This window comes from Achromobacter pestifer (genome assembly GCF_902859625.1).
GTDB classification, from domain to species: domain Bacteria; phylum Pseudomonadota; class Gammaproteobacteria; order Burkholderiales; family Burkholderiaceae_B; genus Achromobacter; species Achromobacter pestifer.
Genome location: NZ_CADIJX010000002.1, coordinates 337,922 through 358,141, shown reverse-complemented (window position 1 = coordinate 358,141; position 20,220 = coordinate 337,922). Strand labels below are relative to the sequence as shown.

The window sequence follows — 20,220 nt, the reverse complement described above, 5'->3', positions numbered from 1 at the left end:
AGGGAACGGATGGCATTCAAACCGGTTTACGTCGTCGACGGCGCCCGCACGCCCTTCTTGAAGGCGCGCACCGGGCCCGGCCCGTTCTCGGCAGGCGATCTGGCCGTACAGGCCGGCCGCGGCCTGCTGCTGCGCCAGCCTTTTTCACCCACGGACCTGGACGAGGTCATTGTGGGTTGCGCCGCGCCGTCGCCCGAAGAAGTCAACATCGGTCGCGTCATTGCATTGCGCCTGGGTTGCGGCAACAAGGTGCCCGGCTGGACGGTGATGCGTAATTGCGCATCGGGCATGCAAGCCTTGGATTCCGGCATCGCCAACATTCAGTCCGGCCGTTCTCAACTGGTGCTGGCCGGCGGCACGGATGCGCTGTCGCGCGCGCCAGTGTTGTTCTCGGACGACATGGTGCGCTGGTTGGCGGGCTGGTACGCGGCACGCGGCGCGGGCGCCAAGCTGGCCGCGTTGCGCCGCTTCAAGCTGAAGAGCCTGGCGCCCGTCATCGGCCTGCTGAAAGGCCTGACCGATCCGGTCGTGGGCCTGTCGATGGGCCAGACCGCTGAGAACATCGCCACCCGTTTCGGTATCGACCGCGCGGCCATGGACGCTTATTCCGCCAGCAGCCACCAACGCGCGCTGGCCGCGCGCGCGGCGGGCGCCATGACCGAGATCACGCCGCTGATCGATACGCAGGGCAAGCTGTACCCCGATGATGACGGCGTGCGGGAAGACTCCACGCCCGAAAAGCTGGCCAAGCTCAAGCCCGTGTTCGACAAGCCCTGGGGCAACATCACCGCCGGCAACAGCTCGCAAGTGACCGACGGCGCGGCCATGCTGGTGCTGGCCTCTGAAGAGGCCGTGGCCAAATGGAATTTGCGCCCGCTGGGCCGTATCGTCGACAGCCAATGGGCGGGTCTGGACCCGGCGCAGATGGGCCTGGGCCCCGTGCATGCGGCCACTCCCATCCTGCAACGCCACGGTCTGGGCTTGAATGACCTGGACTTGTGGGAAATCAACGAGGCCTTCGCGGCCCAAGTGCTAGGCTGCCTGGCAGCATGGCGCGACGACGCCTATTGCCAAGAGCACTTCGGTACGCCAGCATGGGGATCTCTCGACCCGGCCAAGCTCAACGTGGATGGCGGCGCAATAGCGATCGGACATCCCGTGGGCGCTTCCGGCGCCCGCATCGTGCTGCATCTGCTTGACGCCCTGAAGCGTCGCGGCGCCAAGCGCGGCATGGCGGCCATTTGCATCGGCGGCGGCCAAGGCGGCGCGATGCTGGTCGAAACCCTGGACGAGGACCAGCCATGACGACACTGGACACGCTTTCACACTGGCGCCTGGAGCGCGACGCCGATGGCCTCGCCTGGCTGACGTTCGACCGAGCAGGCAGCGCCGTCAATGCCCTGTCGGCTGACACCATGACCGAACTTGCCGTGGTGCTGGACGCGCTGGACGCCGCGCTGCCCAAGGGCCTGATCATCCAATCCGGCAAGGCAACGGGCTTCATCGTCGGCGCTGACGTGAATGAATTCGCCAGCCTGGACACGCCCGAGCAAGCGCGCGCGCTGGTCGCCCGCGGATGGAATCTGTTCAAGCGATTGGCTGCGGTGCGCTATCCCACGCTGGCGCTGATCCAGGGCCATTGCCTGGGCGGCGGACTGGAACTGGCCCTGGCCTGCCGCTACCGGCTGGTCGCCGACCAGCCCGGCACGTCGCTGGCGCTGCCCGAGGTCATGCTGGGCATCTTCCCGGGCTGGGGCGGCATGCTGCGCTTGCCTCAGGTGATCGGCGCCCCCGCCGCACTGGACATGATGCTGACCGGCCGTGGCGCGGATGCGCGCCGCGCCGCCGCGCTGGGTCTGGCGGACGCCCGCGTGCCTCCCCGCCTGCTGCTGGCCGCTGCCCGCCAGCTGGTGCTGTCCAAGCAGCCTGCGCGCCGCGCGCGCGGGCTGGGCGCGTTGGCCAACCACTGGCCGCTGAAATCCATCGTGGCCAACCGCGCCCGCAACCTGTTGCGCGTGTTCCGCTTGCAGGAACGCCTGAAGGCCAATGGCAAGCAGATCGGGATCAGCCCTGCCAAGCACGTCCACGTGGTCGGTGCTGGCGTCATGGGCGGCGATATCGCGGCGTGGTGCGCATTGAAGGGCATGACGGTGACATTGCAGGACCAAGACATGACACGCATCGCGCCCGCCATTCAACGCGCGGCAACGCTCTATGCACGCCGCCTGAAAGATCCCCGCCTGGCGCGCGCGGCGTTCGACCGGCTGATCCCCGACCCGGCGGGCAACGGCGTGCCGCTGGCGGACATCGTGATCGAGGCCATCAGCGAGCAACCCGAGGCCAAGCGTGCGCTGTATCGGTCGCTTGAGCCGCGCCTGAAACCCGGCGCGCTGCTGGCCACCAATACCTCCAGCCTGTCGCTGGAAACGCTGCGTGCCGGCTTGACACGCCCCGAACGGCTGATCGGCATCCATTTCTTCAACCCGGTGGCCAAGATGCCCCTGGTGGAAGTGGTGCACGCCGAGGGCGATACCGGCGATGCCTTGGCTCGTGCCTGCGCCTTCGTCGGCCAGATCGACAAGCTGGCACTGCCCGTCAAGAGCGCGCCCGGCTTCCTCGTGAACGCCGTGCTGGCGCCCTACATGCTGCAAGCCATGCGCAGCGTGGACGACGGCATCGCGCCTGAAACCGTTGACGCCGCGATGGTGGCGTTCGGCATGCCGATGGGGCCGCTGGAATTGGCCGATACCGTGGGGCTGGACATCGCGCGCGCGGCCGGCGAGGAGCTGGCAGGCGGCGCCGAGCCTCCGCGCTGCCTGGCCGAACGGCTGGCGCGCGGCGATCTCGGCAAGAAAAGCGGCAGGGGCTTCTACACCTGGCGCGACGGCAAACCGGTCAAGCAAAGCGCAGGCAGCCCCGCCGCCGCGCCCGCCGGCCTGGCGCAGCGCTTGATCCAACCGTTGGTGGACGCCACCCGGCAGCGCGTGGAGGCCGGCGTCGTTGCCGACGCCGATCTGGCCGATGCCGGTGTGATTTTCGGAACGGGTTTCGCGCCATTCACGGGCGGACCCTTGCATTACCAAGGTAGCAATGCGTAGCACGGAAGTAAAACGGCTCATGCCAAGTAGACCGGCCCGACAAGAGGACCGGCAGTGCCATAGAGACATACATCCAACTCGAGGAGGCAGTACCATGCGCAGACGTTCATTGTCCCTGAGCACCTTGTCGGCCATTGTGGTCGGCCTGGGCGCATCCGCAACGTCCTATGCCGCCGGCTTTCAGCTCTTGGAGCAGAACGCCAGTGGCTTGGGCAACGCCTATGCAGGCTCGGCGGCCAACCCGGAAAACGCCAGCATCATCTACTACAACCCGGCAGGCATGACATATCTGCCCGGCGTCAACTTTTCGGGCGGCGTCAACCTGATCAAACCATCGTTCAAATTCTCGGACAACGGCAACAGCCGCAATCCCAGCGTGCCCGGGCTGCCCGGTTCGGGCCTGAACGGATCGGTCCCCACTGGCGGCAACGGCGGCGACGCCGGCAACCTCGGGGTCGTACCCAACCTGTATGCCTCCTGGCAATTGAATGAGCAGTGGTACATCGGCCTGGGCGTGGGCGCCCCCTTCGGCCTGATGACCGAATACGACGATGGTTGGGTGGGCCAATACCATTCCAACAAATTCGAGATCAAGACCATCAACGTGAACCCGTCGATCGCCTACAAGGTCAACGACAAGTTCTCGATGGGCTTTGGCGTGAACTGGCAGCACATCGACGCCAACTACAAGAAAAAGACGGTGGTGCCAATCGCCGGCCTGCCTGTCGCCACCAACGGCGATGCGGACCTGAACCTGAAGGGCGATGCCTGGGGCTGGAACGTCGGCTTCATGCTTCAACCCACCGAAGACACCCGTATCGGCCTGTCGTACCGCTCGAAGATCAAGCACACGGCCAAGGGCGACACCGACATCACCAGCATCGGCCCCACCAAGCAGTCGGTGTCCTTCGACGCCAAGGCCTCGGTCGACCTGCCCGATTCGCTGATCCTTAGCGCGGCGCACCAATTGAACGAGCGCTGGGAACTGCTGGGCGATGTATCGTGGACGGGCTGGAGCAGCATCCCCGACCTGAAGATCCGCAACTCCGGCGCCGGCGCGCGCGACGACGACCTGCCGCTGAACTTCCGCGACACCTGGCGCGTCGCCGTGGGCGCGAACTATAAGTTCGCCCCCGACTGGAAGTGGAAGTTCGGCCTGGCCTACGACCAGTCCCCGGTCCACAAGGAAGCCGACCGCCCGACCTCGCTGCCCGACAACGACCGCTACTGGTTCTCGACGGGCGTGCAATGGCAGGCCACCAAGAGCACCACGCTGGATCTGGGCTATACCTATCTGTACCTGCGCAAGACGGACATCGACACCACGTCCGGCAGCCAGCTATCCAAGGGCCGCGTCGCGGGCACCTATGACAGCAGCGGCCACATCTTCGGCCTGCAATTGTCGTCCCGCTTCTAGCCTTGCGCGGGCGGGTGGCGCGGTGCCACTCGCCCGCTTTTCCAGGAGAATCCCTTGAGCAAGTTCGTCGTCAAACACGTTGCCGTCCTGGGTGCCGGCGTCATGGGCGCGCAGATCGCCGCCCACCTGGCCAATGCCGGCGTGCCGGTCACGCTATTCGACCTGGCCGCCGCCGAAGGTGACCGCAACGGCATCGTCAAGAAGGCACTGGCCGGCCTGAAAAAGCTGGAACCCGCGCCGCTGGCCGGCGCCGCCCGCATTGCCCTGATCACCCCCGCGAACTACGACGACCACCTGGACGCGCTGCGCGGCTGCGACCTGGTCATCGAAGCGATCGCCGAACGCATGGACTGGAAGACGGCACTGTACGAGCGCATCGCGCCCCATGTGTCGCCCAACGCCATCATTGCCTCGAACACGTCCGGCCTGTCGATCGACGCGCTGGCCAATGCCCTGCCCGCAAGCTTGCGCGACCGCTTCTGCGGCATCCATTTCTTCAATCCGCCGCGCTACATGCGGTTGGTGGAAATCATCGCCACGTCCCATACGCAGGCGTCCGTGCTGGACCAGCTGGAAACCTGGCTGACGTCCACGTTGGGCAAAGGCGTGGTCCGTGCCCTGGACACGCCCAACTTCGTCGCCAACCGCATCGGCGTGTTCTCGATCCTGGCCGCCATGCACCATACCGCGCGCCTGGGACTGGGCTTTGACGAGGTCGACGCGCTGACCGGCCCGAAGATCGGCCGCCCCAAGAGCGCCACCTACCGCACCGCCGACGTGGTCGGGCTGGACACGCTGGCCCACGTGGTCGGCACCATGGAAAAGAACCTGCCCGACGACCCCTGGCACCGCTATTTCCAGCTGCCGCAGTGGCTGTCCGCACTGATTCAGAAAGGCGCGCTGGGCCAGAAGACCGGTGCCGGCGTCTACCGCAAGCAAGGCCGCGACATTCTGGTGCTGGACCTGAAAGCGCAAGACTACGTGCCCAGTGCCGGCAAGCTGGCGGACGACGTTGCCGCGCTGCTGAAGGAACGCGATCCGGCCAAGCGCTTTGCCGCGCTGCGCGCAAGCGACCATCCGCAGGCGCAGTTCCTGTGGAGCCTGTTCCGCGACATCTTCCACTACAGCGCCGTGCAGCTTGAGCACGTGGCCGACAACGCACGCGACCTGGACCTGGCCATGCGCTGGGGCTTCGGCTGGTCGCAAGGCCCGTTCGAGACCTGGCAAGCCGCCGGCTGGCAGGCGATTGCCGCCGCCGTCGCCGAGGACATTGCCGCGGGCCGCGCCATGAGCGACGCTCCCCTGCCCGCCTGGGCACTGGAACCCGGCCGCCAAGGCGTGCACACGCCGGAAGGCTCGTATTCCGCACGCACCGGCCAGTTGCATCCGCGTTCGGCATTGCCGGTGTACCAGCGCCAGTTGTTCCCGGAGCGCGTGTTCGGTGAAGGGGCCGATGACCGTGGCGTCACGGTCTGGGAAAACGAAGGCGTGCGCCTCTGGAATCTGCCCGACGTGGATGCCGGCATCGCCATCCTGTCGGTCACGTCCAAGAACCACACCCTGGGCGGCGAGGTACTGGAAGGCGTGTTGCAGGCCGTCACGAAAGCGGAACGCGAGTTCGACGGCCTGGTGATCTGGCACGAACCGCCTTTCGCGGTGGGCGCCAACCTGCAACAAGTGGTCGAGGCCTGCGCGGCTGGCCAATGGGACATGCTGGAGGCCATGGTCGAGAAATTCCAGCGTGCGTCCCAGTCGTTCAAGTACGCGCAGATTCCCACCGTGGCTGCCGTGCAGGGCATGGCGCTGGGCGGTGGCTGCGAATTCCTGATGCATGCCTCGCACCGCGTCCTGGCGCTGGAAAGCTATATCGGCTTGGTGGAAGCGGGCGTCGGCCTGATCCCGGCCGGTGGCGGCAGCAAGGAGTTCGCCGGACGCGCCGCCGCGTTGGCGGCCAAGACGGCCACCCCGGGCGAGGTCTTCCCCTACCTGCAACCCATCTTTCAGACCATCGCCACGGCGCAGGTCGCCAAGAGCGCGCTGGAAGCCATCGACACGGGCTTCGCCCGCGAGCACGACGTTGTGCTGTTCCACCCCGACGAGTTGCTGTTCGTCGCCATCGGTCAGGCGCGCGCCGCGGCTCAGGCCGGTTATCAGCCGCCGCCTCGCCTGGCGAACATTCCGGTCGCCGGCCGCAACGGCATCGCCAACTTCGAGATGGTGTTGGTGAACATGCGCGAGGGCGGCATGATCAGCGCGCATGACTACCGCGTGGCGCGCAGCGCCGCCGTGGCCCTGTGCGGAGGCGAAGTCGACACCGGCACGAAGGTTGACGAGGAATGGCTGTTGGCGGTGGAGCGCCGCGAATTCGTCGCGCTCCTGCGCACGCCTGAAACCCAGGCCCGCATCCGTCACACGCTGGAAACCGGCAAGCCGTTGCGCAACTAAGGACACGATCATGACCAAGCAGATTCAAGACGCTTACATCGTCGCCGCCACGCGCTTGCCGGTGGGCAAGCGCAACGGCGCCTACATCACGACGCGCCCAGACGACATGCTGGCTGCCGCACTGAACGGCGTGCTGGCTCAGGTGCCCGGGCTGGACCACGCGCGCATCGAAGACGTGATTGCCGGCTGCGCCATGCCGGAAGCCGAGCAAGGCATGAACGTGGCGCGCATCGGCCTGTTGCTGGCCGGCCTGCCGCAAAGCGTGGCCGGCGTCACCGTCAACCGCTTCTGCGCGTCTGGCTTGCAGGCGGTGGCGGACGCCGCCGCCCGCATCCGCATGGGCGAGGCCGACATCATGATCGGCGCGGGCACCGAATCCATGAGCGCCATGCCGCAGATCATGGGCAACAAGGTGTCGTTGAACCCCAAGATCTTCGCCCACGAAGAGAATATTGGCATCGCCTTCGGCATGGGCCTGACCGGCGAAAAGGTTGCCGAACGCTGGAAGGTCTCGCGCGAGGATCAGGATGCCTTTGCATTGGCTTCGCACCAAAAAGCCGTCGCCGCCATCGCTGCCGGCCACTTCCGTGCCGAGACCACGCCGTTTGAAGTGGTGTCGCACCTGCCCGATGGCGCCACCGGCGCCGTGCGCGAGGTGCGCCGCCTGGTCGAGGTCGATGAAGGCCCCCGCCCCGACAGCAGCGCGGAAGCGTTGGCCCGCCTGCGCCCGGTATTCGCGGCGCGCGGCAGCGTCACCGCCGGCAATAGCTCGCAAATGTCCGACGGCGCGGCCGCCGTGGTCCTGGTGTCCGACCGCGTGCTGCGCGAACTCAACCTGAGCCCGCTGGCGCGCTTTGTGAGCTTCTCGGTTGCCGGGGTGCCGCCCGAAGTGATGGGCATCGGCCCCATCGCCGCCATTCCCAAGGTACTGAGCCGCGCGGGCATCACGCAAGACGCGCTGGATTGGATCGAACTGAACGAAGCCTTCGCCGCCCAATCGCTGGCCGTGATCCGCGATCTGAAACTGGACCCGACCAAGATCAACCCCTTGGGCGGCGCCATCGCGCTGGGCCACCCGCTGGGCGCAACCGGCGCGATCCGCACCGCCACGATCACGCACGGTCTGCGCCGCACGGGCGGCAAGTACGGGCTGGTCACCATGTGCATCGGCACCGGCATGGGCGCGGCCGGCCTGTTTGAAGCGATGTGATGCACGAGTCGGCCGCCAGGTAACCGCAAGCAAAGGCAAAAAGCGTGAAGCCCTATTGGTTCAAGAACCTGTCGCCGACATGGCGCGCGCGCCTGATGCGGGTGGGATTCAACCTGCACCCGGCGTTTCGCGCCACGGGCGGCCGGGTGTTGCACGTATCCCCGGACTTCCAGCACATCCGCATCAAGCTGCCCTTGCTAAGACGCACGCGAAATATCGTTGGTTCGATGTATGGCGGGTCGCTGTTCGCCGTGACGGACGGCGCCCACCCCACGATGCTGATGTCCGCGCTGGGCGCGGACCACATCGTGTGGGACAAGGCGGCGTCGATCCGCTACCGCAAGCCTGCCTACACGACCTTGTATGTGGATTTCCGGCTGCCGCCCGGCGAGATCGCGGACATCCGCCGCATCCTCGCACGGGACCACGAAACGACCCGCACGTACACCGTGGAATTGAAGGACAAGGACGGCGTGGTCTATGCCGTCGTGGAACGCACGATCTATATCGCCGACAAGAAGTTCTACAAGCGAAAGAACACAGGAGGAGACCCATGCATCGAATCTCTGGAGGGCGATCCGCCGCCCTGAGTCTTATTCTTGCCGCCAGCCTGGCAGGCCCGCCTGCCCTTGCCGCCGACATGGAGATCGCGGGTGTGCGCGTGCCGGAACAGCTGTCCGAAGGTGGTCACGCGCTGGTGCTCAATGGCGCCGGACTGCGAACAAAGTTCGTCGTGAAGGTCTACGTCGCCGCGCTGTACGCCACCACCAAAAGCAGTGATGCCGCCATGGTGGTCAACAGTACGGAGCCACGCCGCGTCCGCCTGCAATTGCTGCGCGATGTGGACAGCAAAAGCCTGGACGACGCTTTGCAGGAAGGTTTGCGCGACAATACACCCAAGCAAGAGCTTGCCGCGCTGAAAGCGCCGGCTGACCGTTTATCCCGCATGATGGCCGAGATCGGCACCGCCAAGACGGGCGACGTGATCGATCTGGATTTCGACGCTCGTGGTGTCACGCTCACGGGCAACGGCAAGCAACGGGGCCGCATCGACAGCCCCGATTTCGCGCGTGCCTTGCTGCGCGTCTGGCTGGGCGAGAACCCCGCGCAGGCCTCCTTGAAGAAAGCCCTCTTGGGCAACTAGGCGGAATCCCACCACAATGGAACGAATCTGGCACAAGAGCTATCCCGCAGGCGTTCCCGCGGACATCGAGATGGACGGCGTGACAACGCTGGTCTCGATCGTCCGGGACAGCTGCCGCCGGTACGCCGACAAGACGGCCTACATCAGCATGGGAAGGTCCATCAGCTATGCCGAACTGGACGCGCTGACACGCGACTTCGCCGCCTGGCTGCACGCCAACGGATTAGGCAAAGGCGACCGCATCGCGCTGATGATGCCCAATCTGCTGCAATATCCGGTCTGCCTGTTCGGCGCCCTGCGCGCCGGCTGCATCATCGTCAACTGCAATCCGCTCTATACCGCGCACGAGCTTGAGCACCAGTTGGCCGACTCGGGTGCCCGCGCCATCGTCGTGGCCGACAACTTCGCGGCGACGCTGCAAAAGGCCCTGCCCCGGACGTCGATCGAGCGCGTACTGGTGACCTCGATTGGCGAGATGCTTCGCCCCGTCAAAGGCGCGTTCGTCGACTTCGTGGTCCGCCGCGTCAAGCGCATGGTGCCCGCGTGGTCGCTGCCCGGCGCCGTCCGCCTGGGGGCAGCGCTGCGCGCTGGCCGCAACGCGCCCTTCACCGAGGTGGCGCTGGACCAGCGCGACCTGGCTTGCCTGCAATACACCGGTGGCACGACAGGCGTGGCCAAGGCCGCGATGCTCTCGCATGGCAACCTGGTGGCCAATCTTAGCCAGGCCCACGCCTGGATCAAGCCGCTGGTCACGGAAGGAAAAGAGTGCATCGTGACGGCCCTGCCGCTCTATCACATCTTCGCGCTGACGGCGAACTGCCTGACCTTCATGAAAATCGGCGCCAGCAACCTGCTGATCATCAATCCGCGCGACATTCCTGGTTTGATCAAAGAAATGAGCAAGGTGCCGTTTTCCTGCTTCACTGGGGTCAACACCTTGTTCAACGCCCTGCTCAACCACCCCGACTTCGCCAAGCTGGATTTTTCGCAACTGCGGCTGACGATGGGCGGCGGCATGGCGGTGCAACGCGCGGTGGCCGACCGCTGGCGTGCCGTCACCGGCAAATCGCTGGCACAAGCCTATGGCCTGACCGAGACCTCGCCTGCCGTCACCCTCAATCCGCTGGACGTCAAGGTCTTCACCGGATCGATCGGCTTGCCGATACCGTCGACGGAAATCTCCATCCGCGACGATGATGGCGTGGAACAAGGCATCGGCGAGAACGGCGAGATCTGCGTGCGCGGCCCCCAGGTCACACAGGGCTATTGGAACCGGCCCGACGAAACCGCGCTGGTGATGTACGCGGACGGTTTCCTGCGCACGGGCGATATTGGCTACGTGGATGAAGACGGCTATGTGTTTCTGGTCGACCGCAAGAAGGACATGATCCTGGTGTCGGGCTTCAACGTATATCCCAACGAGGTCGAAGACGCCGCGGCGTTGCACCCTGGCGTGCGTGAAGTGGCTGCGGTGGGCGTGCCGGACGAGCGCGCGGGCGAAGCGGTGAAGCTGTATGTGATCCGCAAGGATCCTCATCTGACCGCCGAGGCGCTGATCGCCCACTGCCGCACGCAACTGACGGGGTACAAGGTGCCGCGTTATGTGGAATTCCGTGATGATCTACCGCGCACCAACGTGGGCAAGATCTTGCGACGGGAGTTGAAGCCGGAAGCGCAGCAGGCGGCACCGCAGCCCGAAACGCAGTCATCCAGCCAGGTCTGAACGGTCTTCGGGAGGAGCGCCCCCCCCCCGAAGACCACCCCCTACCACTGCCCGAAAAACACACCCGCGCGCTTGTGCGCGTTGGTGGCGTTTTCCACGGCCTCGTCACTGATGGTGGTGCGACGCTTGCCGCGCAGCATCCAGTCCAGCAGCCGCTGGCGCAGTTCCAGGCGCACGCTGGCGTGCGCGGTGCTTCGTCCCAGGTCCTGGAATTCATCCGGGTCGGCATGCAGGTCAAAAAGCTGTTCGGGTTCGTCCAGCCAATACACGTAGCGCCAGCGGTCTGTGCGCACCGACCAGGCGCGCGCGTTTTGCGGCGTCTTGCCGCGCAGCACACGCGCCTGGCGGAAGCTGTAGTCCAGCTCTGAAAACACACAGTCCCGCCACGGCGTCGCCGCATCGCGGCCGTGCAGCAGCGTTTGCAGCTCGCGGCCTTCCAGCCGGTGTGCCGGCCCCGGCGTGCCCAGCGCGCGCAGCACGGTCGGCACCACATCCACGCTCTCCACCATATCGGCCAATGCGCGGCCTCTTGTGGCGTCGGCATCGGCTGACGGGTCCATCAGAATGAAGGGAACCCGTTGCACGGTGTCGTAGAACAGTTCCTTTTCCCCCAGCCAATGGTCGCCCAGGAAATCGCCATGATCCGCCGTGAACACGATCAGCGTGTTCTTCATCAGCCCCGCGCCTTCCATGTAGTCGAACAGGCGGCCCAGGTGGTCGTCCAGTTGCCGGATCAACCCTTGATAGGCAGGCCGCACCACGCGCACGCATTCATCAGTGGAAAAGCTGACGCTTTCTTCCTGCTGGCGATAGGCCGCCACGACGGGATGCGCGTCTGTCAGTTCTTCGCGGTTGCGCCGTACCGGCAGGCATTGATCGGCGGAGTAGCGCTGGTGGTATGGGGCGGGCGCCATGTAGGGCCAGTGCGGCTTGACGTAGCTCAGGTGCAACACCCAGGGTTGGCTGCCGCGCTGCTTCATGAAGTCCAGCGCCTGGTCCGTCATATAGGCGGTTTCGGAATGCGGTTCGGCAACACGCGACGGCAGATGCACGTTGCGCATGTTCCAACCACTGACGATCTGGCCGCTGGCGTCCACGCCTGCAATCACGTAGTCGGTCCAGGGGTCCGCGCTGTCATAGCCGTTGCGGCGCAGGAAGGCGGGATAGCCGCTTTCCTTGCCCGGGGCATGGTGGCCGTCGTAGCGGTCCAGCTCGGTGAAGCCCCCGCGGCTCAGCAGCACGCCCAGTTCGGATGCGCCGTCGATGGCCAGTCGTTCCATGCCGGCTTTGTCGGGGATGATGTGGGTCTTGCCCGCCAGCGCCAGTTCCCGCCCCTGCCCCGCCAGGTATTCGCCCAGCGTGATCTCATTGACCGACAGCGGCACGCGGTTCCATGTCGCGCCGTGGCGGGAGGGGTAGCGCCCCGTGTAGTAGCTCATGCGCGAGGGGCCGCAGACGCCTGAGTTCACAAAGGCGCGGTCAAAGCGCACACCGCGCGCCGCCAGCGCATCCAGGCTGGGGGTCTGCAAGTAGGGATGCCCATAACAGCTCAGATGGTCGGCCCGTAGCTGGTCGGCCATGATGAACAACACATTCTGCACCGTGCTCATTGCCGCTCCCTTCATTGCGTGGCCGTGAAGCCGGATGCCCGCACCACGGGCTCCCATTGCTTGCGGTAGGCCGTCAGCGCGTCGGCAGTGCCTGCCGCATCCAACGACACTGGCTCCAGGTACGCATCGCGCACGGCTGCCTGCATGGCGGGCTCTTTCAGGATGGCGGCAATGTCCGCGCCCAGCCGCTCGATCTTGGCCGCGGGCATCGCCGCGGGAGCAAAGAAAGCGTTCCAGCCGTCGGCCGCCAGGTTCACGCCGCTTTCGCGGAACGTGGGCACATCCTTCAAGTCCGCATCACGCGCGTCGCCAGAGGTGGCCAGGATGCGGATCTTGCCCGCCCGGTGCTGCGGCAACAGGGTATCCAGCGTGTCGATCCCTTGAGGCAATATGCCGCCGATCAGTTCTGAGATCAGCGGGGCCGATCCCCGGTAACCGACCACTTCCGGCTCCTGGCTGATCTCGCGGCCCAGCATCAGCGCGAAAAAGTGCGGCAGGCTGCCCGTGGCCGGCACGCCCACGGTGAACTGCTTGGGGTTGGCGCGCAGCCATTGGCGCAGGGCTTGCACGTCGTTGATCGAGGAACTGGCCGGCACCGCCAAGGCGAACTTGTAGCGGCTGACCAGCGACACCGGCTTGAAATCACGCTGGGCGTCGTAGCCCGGCTGGGCATAGACCAGCGGCGCCACCACCATCACGGCCGGGTTGGCCAGCATCAGCACGTTCTGAGTAGCCGGCGCGGCATGCAGGCCCTGTGCCGCGATGCGGCCGCCAGCGCCTGTCTTGTTCTCGACCACGACGGGCACGCCCACCCGGTCCTTGAGCCGATCCGCCACCAACCGCGCAATACGATCGGAACTGCCGCCTGGCGGATAACCCACCACAATGGTCAGCGCGCCATCCAGCGGCGCCTGCTGCGCACAGGCCAGCGACGCCGCCCCTGACAACATCGTCGCCGCCAAGGCGCCCGTCATCCACTTACGCATTGTCTTCTCCTGGAGACAGTGGCCCGCTGTCGGTTATGGTTATTCATGCCCGGCCGATACCCAAATGAGTGGATTGACTGTAGCAACCCGGCCATTGGTTGATCTAATCCAGGACTTTCCATAACGATATGCACGCCCTGCCATCCCAGCCTTCCCCCAGCCAGCGCAGTCTTGCGGACATGCTGATGTACCGGCTGTATCAGGCATGGTCCCAATCCAACCCCGTCTTTCTGCGGCTATGCGAAGGGCGTTTTGGCATCACGCGGCGCGAGTGGCGGATCCTGGCCTGCGCCGTTGAAGGCGGCATCATGAATTCGGCAGAGCTTGCCTCGGCGGCCAAGTTGGATCTGGCCCGTACGTCACGCACGGTGGGTGCGCTGTGCGAAAAGGGGTGGTTGCGGCGGCTGCATGACAGCGCGGATCGCCGCGTCGTGCGCGTGGAGGCCACCGCCGACGGCATCGCCCGCTATCAGGCGCTGCTACCCGAAGTCTCGCACTTGAACGACCTGTTGGTGCAAGACCTGAGTGATAGCGAAGTCGCGCTGTTTCGCGACTTTCTGGCCCGCATCGAACAGCGCGGGCGGCTCATGGCGGAAGGCAACCTGGTCGCCGAGAAGGCCAGCCGCCGCGAGGGGGGCACGCGCCGGGCGCGATACACCTGAATCGTCCCTGCATGGCGGCGCCCCGGTACAAGCGCCGCCATGCCACCGTCGCCGGGACTGGGGGAAACCTGTACGTACTAGCTGTACGTACAGGTGTACACTGTCGGTTTTCAACCCCCTGACAGACGCGCCAACGAACGTCTGCAACCCACCAGAACCGTCCTGGAGACTCCGCAAGTGTCGACCACCGCACCTTCTCGTTCGCCCTTTTTTGGCACCATGCAAAAAATCCCTGGTGGATTGATGCTTGTGCCGCTGATCCTGGGTTCCCTGATCGGCACCTTCGCCCCTGACGCGCTCGCCATCGGCGGGTTCACCACCGCCCTGTTCAAGAACAGCGCCCTGCCGCTGATCGCGCTGCTGATCTTCGCGACCGGCACGCAAGTCAACGCCCGCACGGGCGGCCCCATCCTGGCCACCGCCGGCACCATCCTGCTGATGAAGACGCTGGTGCCTGCCACCCTGATCATCATCCTGGGCAGCTATGTCGGCCTGGACGGCGTGATGGGCGTATCCATCCTGGCCCTGCTGGCCGCCTTCGACAACAGCAACGGCGGCCTGTGGCTGGCCTATACCGGCCAATACGGCGATGCCCGCGACCGCGGCGCCTATGTGGCCAGCGCGGTCAACGACGGCCCCTTCTTCAGCCTGCTGTTCCTCGGCGCATCTGGCCTGGCCGACATTCCGATGATCGCCCTGGTGGCGGCCCTGGTGCCCTTCCTGCTGGGTGTGGTCGTGGGTAACCTGGACCCGAAGTGGCGCGACGTGCTCAAGCCCGTGCCCAACATCGTCATCCCGTTCTTCGCTTTCGCGCTGGGCACCGGCATCAACCTGGGCGCGGTGATCAGCGGTGGCACCAGCGGATTGATCCTGGGTCTGATCATCAGCCCCATCACCGGCGGCTTGGTGTATCTGGGCTATCGCATGATCCTGCGCCGTGGCGGCAAGAGCGGTCTGGGCTTCGCGGCAGGCACGACCGCCGGCAACGCCATCGCCACGCCCGCCGTGGTCGCGGCTGCCGACCCCAACTTCCAGCAATACGTGTCGACCGCCACCGCGCAGGTTGCGGCCTGCGTGCTGATCAGTTCGATCCTGGCGCCGATGCTGGCCTCGTATTTCCTGAAACGGGCGGGTGAACTCAAATCCGAGGACGCCGACCCCACCAACGCCACGCCCACGTTGGGCGAAGCGCGCGGAGAGGCTCTTTGAATCCCACTATCGCCATCGTTGCCGATGATCTGACCGGTTCCGGCGACACCGCGGTGCAGTTCGTGCGCGCGGGCTGGAGCACGCATCTTTCCATCGGCGGCGCCGACGAAGCATTGTCCGGCCCGGCGACGGCTGGCGTGGAAGTCCTGGCCGTCACGACCAACAGCCGGGCCCTGCCCGCCGCCGAGGCCGCGCAGGTCATTACGCAGAACGTGCAACAGCTACGCGCCGCTGGCGTTTCGCGTCTGTACAAGAAGGTGGACTCCACCTTGCGCGGCGCATTCAAAGCCGAGATCGACGCCGCGCGCGCCGCCTGGGGTCCGGACACGGTGGCGGTCATCTGCCCCGCGTTCCCGGCCACCGGCCGCACCGTCGAGCAAGGCATTCTCTACGTGAACGGCAAACCGGTCACCGAGACCTCGGCGGCCACCGATCCGGTCACCCCGGTGACGGAAAGCCATATCCCCACCCTGCTGGGCTGCGCGCACGTCGCGGTGTTGGACGGCGACACGCCGGACGCACTGGCCGCCCGCATCCAGCAGGCGGGCCACACGGTGGTGGTCGACGCCACCACTGACGCCGACCTGGAACGGTTGGCGCGCGCCATCGGACTGCTGGGCGAACACGTCCTGCCCGTGGGCGCGGGCGGCCTGGCCGTGCCGCTGGCCCGAGTCTGGGCCGGCGCCGATCAGCGGGCACCCGTCGTGGTCGTCGTCACGTCGCAGCACAGCGCCGCGCGCGCACAAGCCGCGGCCCTGCAAGCCTCGGGCGCCGACACCTGGACGCCGTCGCTTGCCCAACTGGCAGACGACGCGGCGTGGCAGGCCTGGGCCCAACCCCTGCTGCGCGCACACGCGCAAGCCCCCGCCGAAGCCGGCACGGTGCTGCTGCTGGCGCCCGAAGGCCAATTGGATGGCCTGGATTCCGAGCGGGTCGCCGAACGTCTGGGCAGCCTGGCTGCGCAATTGATCACGGTCTCGCGCGCGGCGGGCGTGGTCGCCACCGGAGGCGACGGCGCGCGCAGCGTGCTGGTGGCGCTTGCCGCCCGCGGCATCGCCCTGGTGGATGAAGTCATGGGCGGCGTGCCTCTGGGCACGCTGACCGGAGGCACGGCCGCTGGCCTGCCCGTGGTGACCAAGGCCGGCGGCTTTGGCACCGAAGATGTACTGGTTCGCGCAGTGCGCGCGATCCGCGATAGGAGATTCAAGCGATGACACAATCCCAACCCAACAAGCTGCCGTTGCTGGCCGTCACCCTGGGCGACGTAGCGGGCATCGGCCCGGAAATCACGGCCAAGATGCTGATGGGCCATGACGAGCTGCGCCAGAAGGCCCGCCTGCTGGTCGTCGGCGACGTCGACGTCATGATCAATGCCGTGCGCGGCCTGGGCGGCGACCCCGCCATCGTGCGCAAGCTGGACCGTGCGGCCGATTGCACCAACACCCCGGGCACGATCGAAGTCCTGCAAGCCGGCCCGTCGTTGGCCCACGTCAAGCTGGGTGAAATCAGCGCGGACGCGGGCGACGGTTCGGTGCGCTTCGTCACCACGGCCTGCGCCCTGGCGCGTGCCGGCGAAGTCGACGGCATCGTCACCGCGCCGCTGAACAAGGCCGCCATGCACGCCGCCGGCCACAAGTGGCCCGGCCATACCGAACTGCTGGCCCACGAGTTCGGCGTCAAGACGTTCTCGCTGGTGCTGTCGGCGGGCGACCTCTATATTTTCCACGCCACCACCCACGTATCGCTGCGCCAGGCCATCGAAGACCTGACGCCCGTGCGCATGCGTGCGGTGCTGCGCCTGGCCGGATCCTTCGCCAAGGCCCTGGGCCGTGGCGACCAGCCGGTGGCCGTGTCGGGCCTGAACCCGCATGCGGGCGAAAACGGCATCTTCGGCAGCGAAGACGCCGACATCCTGGCCCCCGCCGTGGCCGAAGCCAACGCGGCCGGCATCCTGGCTGCCGGCCCGATCCCGGCCGATGCCCTGTTCCCGCAAGCCGTGCGCGGCAAGTGGCAGTTCGTGATCGCCTGTTACCACGACCAGGGCCACGCGCCCTTCAAGGCCGTCTATGGCGACGACGGCGTGAACATCACGGTCGGCCTGCCGGTCGTGCGCGTCTCGGTGGACCACGGCACCGCCTTCGACATCGCCGGAAAGGGCATTGCGCGCGAAGACAGCTTGATCCTGGCCGCCGAGCGCGCCGCGCATCTGGCCCCGGGCTGGACGCATGTATGGGAAACTGCGCGGGCACAAACCGGAGGTTGATTCCCATGGCGCCCGCCACGCACGACGCATTGCCCATTCTTGACCGCTCCGGCGATATCCCGCTGCACGCCCAGGTGGCGACCTTGCTGCGTGGCGACATCCGGACCAGCAAGCTTGCGGCAGGCGCCGTGCTGCCCAGCGAAGCCGCGCTGTGCGACCGCTTCGGCGTGGCGCGCAGCGTGGTGCGCCAGGCGCTTGCCGCCCTGGCCGCCGAAGGGCTGATCCAACGTGAAACCGGGCGCCCCGCCACCGTGGCGGCGCCCCAGGAACACCGCCGCTTGGTGCAGCGCTCCACGGGCCTGTACGAACAATTCGCCCAATCAGGCGTGACCTTGCAGACCCGCGTGCTGGCCTTCGCGCGCGCCGAGCCGCCCGCCGATGTCGCAGCGTTTTTCGGCACTACGCAATTGCTGATGCTGGAACGCCTGCGTCACGTGGCCGATGCGCCGCTGGCCTACGTGCGCACCTGGCTGCCCGCCAGCGCGGTGCCTGGCCTGCGCGCAGAGGACCTGACGGATGCCTCGCTGCATGGCGTGTTGACCCGGCAATTCGGTCTGCGCCCCGGCGCCGGACGCAATCAGATCCGCGCGATGGCCGCCGACAAGAAACTGGCCGAACTACTGGACACCCAAGCCGGCACCCCGCTGCTGATGCTGCAAGGCCAAGGCATGGACCAGCACGGCAAGCCGCTGGAATGGTTCACCACCTGGCACCGGGCGGAGCAGCTTGTGTTCGACGTCGACGTCAGCATGGGCCACGAGAGCGTGCAGCCCCGGCTGCAAGACACCGCCGCCCAGCCGGATGCCGCGCCCAATGGACACGATCCGCTTGAACGGGCGCAGGCCCTGGTGGCCGAGCTTTCCGCCGAACTGGCCAGGCTACGCAGTCAGTCCTGAACTTCGCGCCGTAGATCCTTGAGCCGTCAGGTTCTTGCTTGCGGCCATGGGATGCGTGCGGCAAAATAAGCCCCGCCTTCCGCCGCCTTCCCCCTCAGGGTTGGCCAGTCCAATGACCGACTCCGTCTTATTGTTCAACCGTCACCGGCCTCGTTTGTACGGGATCGCCTACCGCATGCTGGGCGCGGTCGCCGAGGCGGAAGATGTGGTGCAGGATGCCTGGCTACGTTGGCACGATACCGACCGTGGCGCCATCGAAAATGCCGAGGCCTGGCTCGTCACCGTCACCACCCGCTTGTCCATCGATCGCCTCCGCGCGGCCAAGGCCGAACGGGCCAACTATGTGGGTGTCTGGCTGCCAGAGCCGATGTTGATGGCCGCGCCGTCCACGCCGGAGCAGATCCGTGAGTTCGCCGATGACGTTTCGGTGGCGTTCCTGTTCATGCTGGAACGGCTGTCGCCGGACGCTCGCGCGGCGTTCCTGATGCGCGAAGTGTTCGACGCCGACTACGACGACATTGCCCTTACCCTGGACAAGACCCAAGCTGCGTGCCGCCAGCTGGTGCGGCGGGCCAAGCAGCAATTGCGCCAGGGCACCCCGCGCGAGGCGGTGCCGCGCGCGACGCTGCAACGCCTGCTGGTCACCTTTGCCGATGCCATGCAGCGTAGCGACTTCCATGGCCTGCACGCCTTGCTTAGCGACGATGCCGAGCTCATCGGCGATGGCGGCGGCAAGGTCACCAGCTTTGCCAGCCTGGTGGGCGGCAAGCGCCTGGCGCAGCTGTTCTACGCCGGCAAGCGGCGCTTTCGCGATGCGCTGGATGTTCAAGTGGTTCAGGTGAACGGGCAATGGACACTGCTGCGTTTCATCGACGGCAGCCTGGAGTCCGTGCAGTCCTACGAAACCGATGGCCAGCGCCTGACCCGAGTCCTGGTGCAGCGCAACCCGGACAAACTGGCACGCATCGCCGCCGCGCTGGTCCAGGGCTGACACCCGGCTTTGGTGCATGGCAGGCAACACGGTGATCCCCTGCGCGTGGCTACCGCCGCGCCGCCCGGGCTTCTACGATTGGCCTGCCAATACAGCCCAAGGAAAAGCCATGTCGAAGATCGCCAAAATCGGATTGCCCTTTATCGCAGCCGGCGCGCTGCTGAGCCCGTTGGCCCACGCAGCGCAGCATGCCACGCACGCCGCCACGCCGGCCGATCCCATCGTCACGGCGCTGATGAACAAGGACCTGCCGGACATTCCCGGCAAGGACGCGCTGATGATCGTCGTCGACTATCCGCCTGGCGCCGCCGACCCCATCCACCGCCATGACGCCTATAGCTTCGTCTATGTGCTGGAAGGCAGCATCATCATGCAAGTCAAGGGTGGCAAGGAAGTCACGCTGACGCCCGGCCAGACGTTCTACGAGGGCCCGGACGATATCCATACGGTGGGCCGCAACGCCAGCCAGACCCAGCCCGCCAAGTTCCTGGTTGTGCTGATCAAGAAGCAAGGCGCCCCCGCGCTGCTTCCCGCCAATTAATAAGGGACAAATCAACCCGATTTCC

Annotated in this window: 17 protein-coding genes; 15 read left to right on the top strand and 2 right to left on the bottom strand. The window is 66.3% G+C overall.

Annotated elements, in window-relative coordinates:
* The first annotated feature begins 9 nt into the window (after positions 1–9).
* The 8 genes from HV753_RS08475 to HV753_RS08440 all read left to right on the top strand — a co-directional run bounded on the left by HV753_RS08475 (position 10) and on the right by HV753_RS08440 (position 11,037).
* On the top strand, positions 10–1,305 hold the full coding sequence (locus HV753_RS08475; RefSeq protein ID WP_175174009.1) for an acetyl-CoA C-acetyltransferase: 1,296 nt from the start codon (positions 10–12) through the stop codon (positions 1,303–1,305).
* Positions 1,302–3,098, top strand: coding sequence for a 3-hydroxyacyl-CoA dehydrogenase NAD-binding domain-containing protein (locus HV753_RS08470; RefSeq protein WP_175174008.1), 1,797 nt, complete (start codon positions 1,302–1,304; stop codon positions 3,096–3,098). The genes HV753_RS08475 and HV753_RS08470 overlap by 4 nt, the downstream gene beginning before the upstream one ends.
* 94 nt (positions 3,099–3,192) lie before the next feature.
* Complete coding sequence (locus tag HV753_RS08465) at positions 3,193–4,515, top strand: OmpP1/FadL family transporter (protein ID WP_175174007.1); 1,323 nt, start codon at positions 3,193–3,195, stop codon at positions 4,513–4,515.
* 54 nt (positions 4,516–4,569) lie between these two features.
* Positions 4,570–6,960, top strand: coding sequence for a 3-hydroxyacyl-CoA dehydrogenase/enoyl-CoA hydratase family protein (locus tag HV753_RS08460; protein ID WP_175174006.1), 2,391 nt, complete (start codon positions 4,570–4,572; stop codon positions 6,958–6,960).
* Between the two features lie 10 nt (positions 6,961–6,970).
* Positions 6,971–8,170 (top strand): acetyl-CoA C-acyltransferase, encoded by a 1,200-nt coding sequence (locus HV753_RS08455; protein WP_175174005.1) that lies wholly within the window; start codon positions 6,971–6,973, stop codon positions 8,168–8,170.
* Positions 8,171–8,214: 44 nt separating this feature from the next.
* Entirely contained in the window at positions 8,215–8,760 is a 546-nt protein-coding gene (locus HV753_RS08450; RefSeq protein WP_175174004.1) for a DUF4442 domain-containing protein, read from the top strand.
* Positions 8,724–9,314 carry a chalcone isomerase family protein gene (locus HV753_RS08445; protein WP_175174003.1) on the top strand — a complete coding sequence of 197 codons (591 nt, stop codon included), beginning with the start codon at positions 8,724–8,726 and terminating at the stop codon, positions 9,312–9,314. The genes HV753_RS08450 and HV753_RS08445 overlap by 37 nt, the downstream gene beginning before the upstream one ends.
* A 16-nt stretch (positions 9,315–9,330) precedes the next feature.
* The gene (locus HV753_RS08440; RefSeq protein ID WP_175174002.1) at positions 9,331–11,037 is read left to right on the top strand and encodes an AMP-binding protein; all 1,707 of its coding nucleotides are present in this window, start codon (positions 9,331–9,333) and stop codon (positions 11,035–11,037) included.
* A 41-nt stretch (positions 11,038–11,078) separates the two neighbouring features.
* Here HV753_RS08440 and HV753_RS08435 read toward each other — a convergent pair whose 3' ends face one another.
* On the bottom strand, positions 11,079–12,647 hold the full coding sequence (locus tag HV753_RS08435) for a sulfatase-like hydrolase/transferase (RefSeq protein WP_175174001.1): 1,569 nt from the start codon (positions 12,645–12,647) through the stop codon (positions 11,079–11,081).
* Positions 12,648–12,658: 11 nt separating this feature from the next.
* On the bottom strand, positions 12,659–13,633 hold the full coding sequence (locus HV753_RS08430) for a tripartite tricarboxylate transporter substrate-binding protein (protein WP_175174000.1): 975 nt from the start codon (positions 13,631–13,633) through the stop codon (positions 12,659–12,661).
* A gap of 128 nt (positions 13,634–13,761) precedes the next feature.
* Between HV753_RS08430 and HV753_RS08425 the strand changes: the two genes are divergently transcribed.
* The 7 genes from HV753_RS08425 to HV753_RS08395 all read left to right on the top strand — a co-directional run bounded on the left by HV753_RS08425 (position 13,762) and on the right by HV753_RS08395 (position 20,195).
* A complete protein-coding gene (locus HV753_RS08425) occupies positions 13,762–14,295 on the top strand; it encodes a MarR family winged helix-turn-helix transcriptional regulator (RefSeq protein ID WP_175173999.1) in 534 nt (177 codons plus the stop codon).
* A gap of 219 nt (positions 14,296–14,514) precedes the next feature.
* The gene (locus HV753_RS08420; protein ID WP_175173998.1) at positions 14,515–15,504 is read left to right on the top strand and encodes a 2-keto-3-deoxygluconate permease; all 990 of its coding nucleotides are present in this window, start codon (positions 14,515–14,517) and stop codon (positions 15,502–15,504) included.
* On the top strand, positions 15,501–16,718 hold the full coding sequence (gene dtnK, locus HV753_RS08415) for a D-threonate kinase (RefSeq protein WP_175173997.1): 1,218 nt from the start codon (positions 15,501–15,503) through the stop codon (positions 16,716–16,718). The genes HV753_RS08420 and dtnK overlap by 4 nt, the downstream gene beginning before the upstream one ends.
* On the top strand, positions 16,715–17,767 hold the full coding sequence (gene pdxA, locus HV753_RS08410) for a 4-hydroxythreonine-4-phosphate dehydrogenase PdxA (RefSeq protein ID WP_175173996.1): 1,053 nt from the start codon (positions 16,715–16,717) through the stop codon (positions 17,765–17,767). Before dtnK ends, pdxA begins: the two co-directional genes overlap by 4 nt.
* Before the next feature lie 5 nt (positions 17,768–17,772).
* Positions 17,773–18,663: a GntR family transcriptional regulator gene (locus HV753_RS08405; RefSeq protein ID WP_175173995.1), complete on the top strand. Its 891-nt coding sequence runs from the start codon at positions 17,773–17,775 to the stop codon at positions 18,661–18,663.
* A 112-nt stretch (positions 18,664–18,775) separates the two neighbouring features.
* Positions 18,776–19,654: an RNA polymerase sigma-70 factor gene (locus HV753_RS08400; protein WP_175173994.1), complete on the top strand. Its 879-nt coding sequence runs from the start codon at positions 18,776–18,778 to the stop codon at positions 19,652–19,654.
* A 109-nt stretch (positions 19,655–19,763) separates the two neighbouring features.
* Positions 19,764–20,195: a cupin domain-containing protein gene (locus HV753_RS08395; RefSeq protein ID WP_175173993.1), complete on the top strand. Its 432-nt coding sequence runs from the start codon at positions 19,764–19,766 to the stop codon at positions 20,193–20,195.
* Positions 20,196–20,220 lie beyond the last annotated feature (25 nt).